This window comes from Streptomyces sp. NPDC057137 (genome assembly GCF_042670825.1).
Taxonomy (GTDB): domain Bacteria; phylum Actinomycetota; class Actinomycetes; order Streptomycetales; family Streptomycetaceae; genus Streptomyces.
Genome location: NZ_JBHUUW010000005.1, coordinates 160,137 through 169,538, shown reverse-complemented (window position 1 = coordinate 169,538; position 9,402 = coordinate 160,137). Strand labels below are relative to the sequence as shown.

At 68.0% G+C, this 9,402-nt stretch carries 15 protein-coding genes; 6 read left to right on the top strand and 9 right to left on the bottom strand.

The annotated features are described in order from the left end of the window. Positions 1-10 precede the first annotated feature (10 nt). The 5 genes from ACFT9I_RS06925 to ACFT9I_RS06905 all read right to left on the bottom strand — a co-directional run bounded on the left by ACFT9I_RS06925 (position 11) and on the right by ACFT9I_RS06905 (position 3,332). Entirely contained in the window at positions 11-868 is an 858-nt protein-coding gene (locus ACFT9I_RS06925) for a DUF4097 domain-containing protein (RefSeq protein ID WP_382561555.1), read from the bottom strand. 56 nt (positions 869-924) lie between these two features. Further along, a complete protein-coding gene (locus ACFT9I_RS06920) occupies positions 925-1,467 on the bottom strand; it encodes a hypothetical protein (protein WP_382561553.1) in 543 nt (180 codons plus the stop codon). Positions 1,468-1,813: 346 nt separating this feature from the next. Next, positions 1,814-2,188: a DUF4180 domain-containing protein gene (locus tag ACFT9I_RS06915; RefSeq protein ID WP_382561551.1), complete on the bottom strand. Its 375-nt coding sequence runs from the start codon at positions 2,186-2,188 to the stop codon at positions 1,814-1,816. Next, on the bottom strand, positions 2,181-2,669 hold the full coding sequence (locus tag ACFT9I_RS06910) for a helix-turn-helix domain-containing protein (RefSeq protein WP_382561549.1): 489 nt from the start codon (positions 2,667-2,669) through the stop codon (positions 2,181-2,183). The genes ACFT9I_RS06915 and ACFT9I_RS06910 overlap by 8 nt, the downstream gene beginning before the upstream one ends. Before the next feature lie 87 nt (positions 2,670-2,756). Then, positions 2,757-3,332, bottom strand: coding sequence for a CGNR zinc finger domain-containing protein (locus tag ACFT9I_RS06905; RefSeq protein ID WP_382561547.1), 576 nt, complete (start codon positions 3,330-3,332; stop codon positions 2,757-2,759). 81 nt (positions 3,333-3,413) lie between these two features. Between ACFT9I_RS06905 and ACFT9I_RS06900 the strand changes: the two genes are divergently transcribed. Continuing rightward, a complete protein-coding gene (locus ACFT9I_RS06900; protein ID WP_382561545.1) occupies positions 3,414-4,595 on the top strand; it encodes an epoxide hydrolase family protein in 1,182 nt (393 codons plus the stop codon). A gap of 51 nt (positions 4,596-4,646) precedes the next feature. Here ACFT9I_RS06900 and ACFT9I_RS06895 read toward each other — a convergent pair whose 3' ends face one another. After that, positions 4,647-5,024, bottom strand: a complete 378-nt coding sequence (locus ACFT9I_RS06895) for a DUF4267 domain-containing protein (protein ID WP_382561543.1) — start codon at positions 5,022-5,024, stop codon at positions 4,647-4,649. A gap of 113 nt (positions 5,025-5,137) precedes the next feature. Between ACFT9I_RS06895 and ACFT9I_RS06890 the strand changes: the two genes are divergently transcribed. Beyond that, positions 5,138-5,740, top strand: coding sequence for a TetR/AcrR family transcriptional regulator (locus ACFT9I_RS06890; protein WP_382561541.1), 603 nt, complete (start codon positions 5,138-5,140; stop codon positions 5,738-5,740). 1 nt (position 5,741) lies between these two features. Here the strand turns inward: ACFT9I_RS06890 and ACFT9I_RS06885 are convergent, their stop codons facing one another. Then, the gene (locus tag ACFT9I_RS06885; RefSeq protein ID WP_382561539.1) at positions 5,742-6,179 is read right to left on the bottom strand and encodes a nuclear transport factor 2 family protein; all 438 of its coding nucleotides are present in this window, start codon (positions 6,177-6,179) and stop codon (positions 5,742-5,744) included. 181 nt (positions 6,180-6,360) lie between these two features. Continuing rightward, a complete protein-coding gene (locus tag ACFT9I_RS06880) occupies positions 6,361-6,822 on the bottom strand; it encodes an ATP-binding protein (protein ID WP_382561537.1) in 462 nt (153 codons plus the stop codon). Positions 6,823-7,020: 198 nt separating this feature from the next. On the opposite strand from ACFT9I_RS06880, the gene ACFT9I_RS06875 reads away from it, so the two are divergent. From ACFT9I_RS06875 to ACFT9I_RS06865, 3 genes are all read left to right on the top strand, one after another. After that, the gene (locus ACFT9I_RS06875; RefSeq protein WP_382561535.1) at positions 7,021-7,872 is read left to right on the top strand and encodes a Scr1 family TA system antitoxin-like transcriptional regulator; all 852 of its coding nucleotides are present in this window, start codon (positions 7,021-7,023) and stop codon (positions 7,870-7,872) included. A 13-nt stretch (positions 7,873-7,885) separates the two neighbouring features. Further along, positions 7,886-8,080, top strand: coding sequence for a DUF397 domain-containing protein (locus tag ACFT9I_RS06870; RefSeq protein ID WP_354605560.1), 195 nt, complete (start codon positions 7,886-7,888; stop codon positions 8,078-8,080). Positions 8,081-8,227: 147 nt separating this feature from the next. Beyond that, positions 8,228-8,422 (top strand): DUF397 domain-containing protein, encoded by a 195-nt coding sequence (locus ACFT9I_RS06865; RefSeq protein ID WP_382561534.1) that lies wholly within the window; start codon positions 8,228-8,230, stop codon positions 8,420-8,422. Between the two features lie 78 nt (positions 8,423-8,500). On the opposite strand, the gene ACFT9I_RS06860 is transcribed toward ACFT9I_RS06865, so the two are convergent. Then, entirely contained in the window at positions 8,501-8,959 is a 459-nt protein-coding gene (locus tag ACFT9I_RS06860; protein ID WP_382561532.1) for a MarR family winged helix-turn-helix transcriptional regulator, read from the bottom strand. Between the two features lie 63 nt (positions 8,960-9,022). Between ACFT9I_RS06860 and ACFT9I_RS06855 the strand changes: the two genes are divergently transcribed. After that, complete coding sequence (locus tag ACFT9I_RS06855; protein ID WP_382561530.1) at positions 9,023-9,391, top strand: VOC family protein; 369 nt, start codon at positions 9,023-9,025, stop codon at positions 9,389-9,391. Positions 9,392-9,402: the final 11 nt, after the last annotated feature.

Below are 9,402 nucleotides of genomic sequence, written 5' to 3'. Positions count from 1 at the left end.
GTTGGGCGGGTCAGGACCGGGCGCGGCGGATGTCGATGTTGCCGTAGCGGGTGTGGGCCCTGACCTCGACCGTGTCCTCGGACTTGTCCGGGCTGTCGGAGGCGGTGAGCGCGTTGTGCACCTGTCCGGCGCGTGAGCTGGCGTCGAGCCAGGCGGCCGTGCCCTGGCGGATGCCGATCTCGATGGCGCCGTAGGAGGTCTCCAGCTGAACGGTGCCGCGGGCGACGTCGTCCACGCGCAGGGCGCCGTGCGCGGTGGTGGCGGTGACCGAGCCCTCGGCGTGCTCGATGAGGATGTCGCCGTTGGCGCCGCTCACGCGCAGATCGCCCAGGGCGTCGCCGACGGTCGTGGTGCCGTGCGAGTTCTTCAGGACGGCCGGTCCGTCGACGGTGCCGACGCGCAGGCTGCCGGAGCTGGTGGTGATCTCGGCGGGCCCCTGGACGTGGTCGACGGTGATGCTGCCGTGCGAGGCGATCACATCCAGCGGCCCGGTGGTGTCGAGGCGGACGTCGCCCGACGAGGTCTTCACACGGACCTTGCCGAGCCGGCCCTCGCCGTGCACCTGGGCCCAGGCGCCGGTCACCTCCACCTGTGAGCCGGTGGGCAGCTGGACCGTCACGTCGACGGTGCCGGTGCGGCCGACGAGGTAGCGCTGCTTGGGTGTCTTGATGGTCAACAGGCCGTTCACGTAACGCACTTCGGTCTGCTCGACCGTCCGGACGTCCTGGTCCTTCTTCGGGTCGCGGGGCTGCACCTCCACGAGGGTGTCGAGCCGGTCGGCGGCGATGAACCGGATGGATCCGGCCTCCACCTGGGTGGTGGCGGAGATGGGTTCGGGGGTGTCGAAAGGAGCGTCGAAAGAAGGCATGGCTGTCCCGTCCTCTTGGGTCTTGGTGGTGTCCTTGCTGGTGGGGCGTGGTGCGGCTAGCGCACCCAGCCCGTGTAGCTCTGTCCGACGGTGCGGGTGGGTCGGGGCTTCTCCGCCGTACGTGGCGGGGTGCCGCCACCGCCTTCGACCGCGGCCGATACGGCTCGTACCAGCCACGCGTTGACCGACAGTCCCTCGCGGCTCGCGGCCTCCTCGGCGCGCGTCTTGAGATGGGCGGGCAGGCGCAGATTGACGCGGGCGGTGCCGCCGTCCTCGCCGTCGGCGGGTGCCGGGGCCGGCGCCTTGAGCGGCTCGGCGGGCCCGCTCCTGTCGTACGCCTCGTACGCCTCGTCGCGCGCCGGCTGTGTCACGACGAAGTCGGGGTCGAGCCCGCGCAGTCGTACGTCGACGGAGCCGGGGGCGAGTTCACGGGTGATCTCGTCCATCGCGGCGGAGAGCACGTTGAGCATCGTCAGACGGGTCGCCGACTCCAGGGGGGCGGTGAGCCGCTCGGCCAGCGCGCGGGCTTCGTCGCCGCCGGCTTCGGCGGCCACCGCGAGTTCGCGGCGGAGGTTGTCGACATACGGCGTGAGGTCCATGACGTCATAGTGGCACCAATGTGGCGTCATGTGCAAGTGCATGGGTGCCATGTTGGGGGTGCCAGATATGCACCTCGGTTGAGACGTCGATGGGTGGTGCAGGTGTTCTGCGAGTAACACCGCCGCGGCGGCGGTCGCGGCTGCCAGCTCGCCAACTCACCGTCACCCGCCGCCGTCGTGACGGGGCAGGGCCGTTCATCGGGTCACACCGGCAGCCAGGCGAGCGCGACCTGGGCCGGTGTGGCACCGATCCCCGCGGCGAGGCCGCCGAGCGGGCTGCCCGGCGCGGCTGAGCGTCTCGGAACTCGCCGCCCGCCGACGGTGCCCGCCAGGCGGACCGCCGCTCCTAGGGGGTGGTCTTGCCGAGCCGCGCCGTGAGTTCGTCGATGTCGGTCACGAACCAGATGTCCCGGCCGCGGTTCCCCTCCCGTACGAGATCGGGCAGGGCCGCGCTGGCCAGCAGATGGTGCGAGATGTCCCCCACCACGGCCAGCCGGAGCCGGTAGTTGGCGAACTTCTGGAGAATCTCGCCGGCCAGGCCGCTGCTGAGATCGTAGAAGCTGTCGTCGAACCGCCCGGCCGGGACCGCGACCAGTTCCGCGCCCTCGTAGGCCGCGCCGACCAGATGGTCGAGGGCGTCCTGGACGCTGCCGATCGACGCGCCGTCGGCGTCGCACACGAGCACGTGTACGCCGTGGTGCTCCACGAGCAGATCAGGCACGGTCCGTCTCCCATCCTTCGGTGGGCAGCAGGTCGTTGCCCGGCCCGAGCACTCCGTCGATCAGGTTCAGCAGAGCGGCGGTGTCGGCGGCGCCGCCCAGGATCACGATCTTCATGCGGGCCCGTTCGCTGTCGTAGACCACCTGGATACGCAGGGAGTCCGCCGTGTCCCGTACGGACTGCGCGCTCGCCGTGACGAGAGTGCTCAGCCGGCTCGCCGATTCCGGTCCGACCGAGTCGATCTGCACGATGCTCGACACCTCGACGTGCCGCACGCGCGGAATGTCGGCGGCGGCGGGTTCCCCGGTCTCCGGGAGGCTGGTCAGGGCCTCGAAGTCCGCCCGGCTGATGCGGTACTGCTTGCCGATCCGGACGGCCTTCAGCCGCCCGTCGCGGACGTAGTTACGCACCGTCCGCACATGCAGTCCCAGCCGCTCGGCGACCTCGCCGACCGAGTACAGCTCACGTTCACCGCTCTCCATGTGTACGAATATTACCCCAAGCTACCTTGCTCGATGCTCGTTGAGGAAAATAGGGAGTGATGCGGCAGTCAAGATGACGCGCAACGACTACGTACCCGATCCGGGGCTCTCCTGCTTGTGCGCATTGAAGCGCGCCTTCTTCTGGCGGTTCCCGCACGTGTTCATGTCGCACCATCTGCGGGTGCGGCTCTGGCTGGTGTCGAAGAAGGCCGCTCGGCACGTCGGCGATGAGCACAGGGCCAGTTTTCCGTCCCGTTCGCCCGCGATGATGCTGATCGCGTCGGCGGCGACAACGCCCAGGGCATCCTCCACGGAGGAAGCCGGGCCAAGCCGCCATCGCCGATCGCCCTCGGGCGTCAGGACGGCCGCGGCCCGACCCTGAGCGCTGCGGTCATTGATGACCTGGACGGCAGACGCGGGGAGGGGGTCCCGGCCCGCGGCCGCTGTCGCGGCGGCGTGAATCGATTCCCTCAGCTCCCAGGCGCGTTCGAGCTGGGCGGGGGTGCAGGACTCCACGGCGAGGCCGCTCACCGTCAGCCAGTCGACCAGTCGGTTCGGCGTGGGAATGCGCTCCACGGCGTTGCCGCGACGCTCCGACAGGGTCCCCGTGAAGCTGGTCGCCAGCACCTTACCGAGACGGAATTCCGGGAACTGAGCAGGCATGGAACCACCTTAGCCGGTTGCACGCCGACATCGAGAGCTGTTAGAACCGTCTTAGACGGTTCCGCGATGCCAGGAGGTCTCATGCCCCGTCCGACCAGCGACGTGCAAGCATTCGAAGCCCACGCGACTGACACCGATCTCGACGATCTGCGCGCGCGACTGGCCGCGGCGCGGCTGCCGGAAGCCGAGACGGTCCATCGCGCCGCGCCCGGCCCGCGCCGATGGGACCAGGGCGTTCCTCTCGCCGACCTCGTCGATGTCGTGCACTACTGGCGCACCGGGTACGACTGGCGGTCGTTCGAAACGCGCCTCAACCAGATCGGCCAGTTCCGCACGGTCATCGACGATCTGGGAATCCACTTCCTGCACCGCCGGTCCGCGCGCGCGGATGCCACTCCGCTGATCCTGACGCACGGCTGGCCGGGCAGCATCGCCGAATTCATCGATGTGGTGGACGAGTTGGCGGATCCGAAAGACGCGGACGCGCCGGCGTTCCACGTCGTGGTCCCGTCGCTGCCAGGTTTCGGTTACAGCGACAAGCCGGCCACCACCGGGTGGGGAACCGAAAAGATCGCGGCCGCCTGGGTGGAACTGATGGGACGGCTCGGCTACGGCAAGTTCCTGGCCCACGGCGGCGATTGGGGAGGCAATATCACCACCGTTCTCGGCGGCAGGTTCCCGGAGCACGTGCTCGGCATCCACACGACGTTCGCGGAGGCACCACCCGGGTTGACCACGGACGGGCTGACGGCGGCCGAGCGCGGATGGACCGAGGAGACCCGCGATTTCTGGCGCCATCGCGCCGCGTACGCGAAGCAGCAGGCGACCCGGCCGCAGACCATCGGCTACTCGCTCGTCGACTCACCGGTCGGGCTTCTCGCCTGGATCCTCGACAAGTTCGCCGAGTGGACGGATACCGAGGACAGCCCGTTCGAGACGATTTCCAGAGACAGGGTTCTTGACGACGTCACCCTGTATTGGCTGACCCGGACCGGCGCGTCGTCGGCCCGCATCTACTACGAAAGCCACAACTCGCTCGACCCCGAACTCCGGGTCGACGTCCCGTCGGCGATCACCATTTATCCCCGCGACATCGAGAAGTATCCGCGCGCCTGGTCGCAGGAGCGGTACCGGCAGATCGTCCGATGGAGGTCGCCCGAATCCGGCGGACATTTCCCGTCGCTGGAGGTCCCCGAGTATTTCGTCAACGATCTGCGGGAAGGCCTCAAGGCGGTGCTGGCCGCCGGCGGTGGTCGGTCATGACGCTGTCGCCGTCGGCCTCCCGGGGAGCCACGTGCGGGATGCGGTTACGCGTTACGCGACGAGCAGCAGCACGCTGATCAGCAGCATCACCGCGGCGGTTGCCCCGTGGACGCCGTACGCGGTCGCCTTGGGCCCGTTGCTGCGCAGCACGATCAGTGCGTCGCCGACCGGTATGCAGGCGGCGGCCAGCATGAACCAGCCCAGCAGGTGAGGTGTCGCGCCGGCCAGCAGGATGAAGATGAAGAGGCCCGCGGCTATGTCGCGTACGGCCTTGACGGTCAGCCAGGCCTGGAAGCTCCGGTCCTCGGTCGGCGTGTCGGGGATGCCGAAGCCGGCCGCGGCCTGCGGTGCCCAGAAGGCGCGCACGCCGATGACGATGATGCCCGCGCCGATCAGTCCGGCGAGCACGTTGGCGATGTTGATGAGCATGGGTTGATTCCCCTCCCGGTGGCAGCGCCCGCAGCGATTCCTAGCGGCGCTAGTAACTGGAGCGACGATAGCTCTGCCCTCGACAGGATGTCTAGCGTTGCTAGAATGTCGTCATGTCCGCCATCAGCGAGCGCCGCGAACGCGAACGCGCCCACCGCCACCAACTGATCGTCACGGCCGCGCGTGAACTCGCGGAGGCCGAAGGCTGGGAGGCGGTGACGACGCGACGGCTGGCCGAACGCGTCGAGTACAGCCAGCCGGTGCTGTACAGCCACTTCAACGGAAGAAACGACATCGTGCGGGCCGTCGCCATGGACGGCTTCACCGAACTCGCCGCCCAGCTGCGCCGCGCACGGCAGGCCGCCCCCGGGCCCGAATCCCGGCGGGGGCCGGCCCTGCGCGGCGTCTGCGGCGCCTATCTGGAGTTCGCGACGGAGCGCCCCGCCCTGTACCAGGCCATGTTCGTCCTGCCCACCGACCTGAAGTTCGCGAGCGCCGAGACGCCGCCCGCGCTACGGGCCTGCTTCGACGAGTTCGTCAACTGCTTCCGCCCGGACGACGACCGGCGCGAACTGGTCGCCGAAGTCACCTGGAGCGCGTTGCACGGCATGGCCGTCCTGTCCGGCAGCGGCCGTATCCCCCCGGACGTCCAGGAGGAACGGCTCGACTTCCTCATCACCCGGTTCGCGGGCGCGCCCGCCGGAGGATCCTTGTAGCTCAGCTGAGGTTGTCGCCCCAGCCGCCCTGGATCATCGTCTGGAACGCCCACTCGCCGTTCCGCTTGATCAACACGTCTGCGTAGCGCAGCTGTTGGGTCTCGCCCCCGGCCGTCGTCATCGTGGAGTCGGTGAAGACGACGACCATCGCGGACGTGAGGAAGACGGGCGTACGTACGGAGTCGAACGTCAGGTCCCCGTCTCCGCCGTCGCCCATCACATGGGTCATCGTCGCGACGAACTGTTCCCTGTCCCACTGGGCCGAGGCCCCGTCGCCGGCCGAGTTGTCGCTGATGAGATTGAGCGGAAAGACGGCGACGTCCGCCATCCGCGCGATGTCCCGCTTGGCGCTGTGGGCGTCGTACGCGGCGAACCACGCCTCGATGGAGGCGAGTTCGTCCGGGGTGGGGGTGTAACCGGTGTCGGGCAGAAGGGGCATACTCTGTCTCCCGTGCTTCATTGGTCAAGCTTGACTAGATCGCTCGCTCGAAGCGTATGCCCGTTCCGTCAGCTAGTCAAACTTGATTAATCGAGATGGATCGAGAGCCCGGCGGCGATCACGCCGAGGATGATGGCGATGAGGACGAAGTCCCCGTACGGTCCGGTGAGTTCCGTGACCATTACGCGGCCGTCCCCGCTCGCGCGAGGGTGAACCAGACGGCCTTGTGGCTGGGGGAGAGGCCCCCGTAGATGGTCGACCCCCACGCCTCGGCGACGCTGTCCAACAGGAACACGCCCTGCCCGCAGCCGAGTTCGCGCTCGGTGGGGACGGTGCTGGGTACGGGCAGGGACCAGGGCGCGTCGTCCGTCACGTACACCGTGATCCGCTTCCGGTTGACGGCGACCGTCACCCCGATCCGGTGGGTCTGTGTATGCCGGTGAGCGTTCGTGACCAGCTCGGTTACACAGAGGCGGGCGTCGTCGGCGAGGGCGTCGTGCCGGCTGACGCGGAGGAGCGTGTCGAGGAATTCCCGCGCGATTTTTGGGGCGGCGGCGGTGTTGGGTACGGCGAGGCGGTAGGTCTCGCCGCCCTGAGGGGGTTGGGGTGGTGCGGGGGTTGGGGTGGGGGTGGCGGGCGTCATGTCGTCGTCTCCCAACGTGGGGTCCGGACTTGGGCGCGCTTGTGCAGCGGCACTTCGAGCCGCTGACGCGTGGCGCGGTGCTGAGAGGACAGTAGCCTGTATCCATAACGTGTTGTACCCAGCTCGATATAGTGGGTAACCAAGTGGATTGTGATGTGGCTGGCAGGCCAGACTGAGACCCGACAAGAGGAGAGGCCGATGGCACCGAGGAAGGCACTCACGGCACGACAGCGCCGCTTGGGTACCGAGCTACGCAAGATCCGGGAGCACACCGGCCTTTCCATGACCCAGGCCGCCGAGGTGCTGGGCACCGACCGCACCACCATCAGCAACACCGAATCGGGCCGCTTCGGCGTGAGCCCTGAGCGGGTACGCACTTGGGCCGGCCACTACGCGTGCCCCGACGCCGCGTACGTCGATGCACTCGCCGCGATGGCGGCGGAGCGGATCACCGGGTGGTGGGAGGACTATCGCGGCGACCTCGCCAGCGGTGCGCTGGACTTGGCCGAGTTGGAGCATCACGCCGTCGGCGTCCGGTGTGTGCAGATGCTCTCCATGCCGGGGCTGCTGCAGAACGAGGACTACGTGCGCGCCGTGTTGGCCGAGGCGGTCCCTCCGCCGAGCGTCACAAGGCAGCGACGTCAACTTTCGCACCGGTTGAAGCGCCGCGATGTCCTGGACCGGGAGAATCCCCCCGAGTTCACGTTTCTGATTCATGAAGCCGCGCTGCGCATGACTTTCGGCGGCTCCGCGGTGGCGCGCGGCCAGCTCGACTACCTGCTGAAAGAGTCCGAACGCGAGAACGTCACGGTCCGGGCCATTCCGTTCTCGGCGGGCGGTTTCGTGGACACTGGTGGTTCGACGCAATACGTTTTCGGCCCCGTCCCGCAGCTCGACACCGTGCAGACGGACACGACGAACGGGCCCGCATTCCTGGATGCTGAGACGCATCTCGTGAACTACCGGGCCGCACTGGACCGGACCGAGGAGCGTTCGCTCGATCCCAAGCGTTCACGGGACTTCATTCGAAAGATCGCACAACAAGTATGAAGGCGTGAGAAGTATGGACATTCAATGGCGTAAGTCGTCGAAATCGACAACAGCCGAGGGCAACAACTGCCTCGAACTGGCCGAGCACGACGGCGAGATCCTGATGCGTGAGAGCGACAACCCCGGCGTGGTCATCCGCACCTCCCGGGCCAAGCTGCGTGCCTTCCTCGACGGGGCCAAGGAGGGCGAGTTCGACAACCTCGCCTGACACAAGGCGCGTTCGCAACGGGCGGTTCCCACCGGCGCAGGTGGGGCCGCCCGTTGCCCGTTTCCGGTGCCTGCGAGACGCTCTATGTCGAGCGTTCGCGGGACTTCATCCGTGAGATCACACGACAACGATGGAGGCGTGAGAACGATGGCAATTCAGTGGCGCAAGTCCTCGAAGTCCGCAGACGACGAGGCCGACGCTTGCCTGGAGTTGGCCGAGCACGACGGCGAGATCCTGATGCGTGAGAGCGACAACCCCGGCGTGGTCATCCGCACCTCCCGGGCCAAGCTCCGTGCGTTCCTCGACGGGGCCAAGGAGGGCGAGTTCGACAACCTCGCCTGACGCAAGGCGCGTTCACAGCGGGCGGTCCCACCGGCGCAGGTGGGGCCGCCCGCTGCGAGACGTGCACGGGGGAGCGGGCTATGTGCCGTCGTTTCCGTCGCGCAGGGAATGGATCATGCTCTGCAGGATCTGGAACGCGCCTGACTGCTCGGCCTCGGTCATGCCTCCCAGCATTCTGACCTCGACGGACCGTACCGCCGCGGAGGCTTTCTCCAGGCTCCGTCGGCCGCGAGGCGTGAGCCGCGTGGGAAGGACCTTCCCGACGGGTGCCTCCGCGGGCCTGGTCACGTATCCGTCCCGTTCCAGGTTCTGGAGCAGCACGTTCATCGACTGCCGTGTCACGAACGCGCCCCGCGCGAGCTCGGAGTTCGACAGGCCCGGCCGTTGGGCCAGCAGCTCGAGGCAGGAGTAGTGCGTCACGGTCATCCCGAGTGGCCGTAGCACCTCCTCCATGGCTGCGCGCAGGGCGCTCGAAGCCTGTTTCAGCAGGTAGCCCAGTGATATGTCCAGGTCGACGCCGGCGTCGTTTTGACTCATGTCAGTATTCTGACATACGTTGGTCTGTGTCAGGAATCTGACACGAAGAGAAGGAGCATCATCATGCCCGCCACCGGCCCCGACTTCATCTCGCTCCAGGCCCGCGACCTCGACGCTTCGCAGGCGTTCTACGAGCAGTACCTCGGCCTCGTCCGCTCGCAGGCCGGACCCCCGCACGCCGTCGTCTTCGAGACGAAGCCGATCGCGTTCGCACTCCGCGACATCATTCCCGGCACCGATCTCGCGTCCGTCGCCCAGCCCGGCATCGGTGCCGCGATCTGGCTCCACGCCACCGACGTCCAGGCCATCCACGACGCTCTCGTCGCCGACGGTCACACCATCGTCTCCGCACCGATCGACGGCCCCTTCGGCCGGACATTCACCTTCGCCGACCCCGACGGCTACCAGATCACCCTCCACGACCGCGCCTGACAACCCGGACG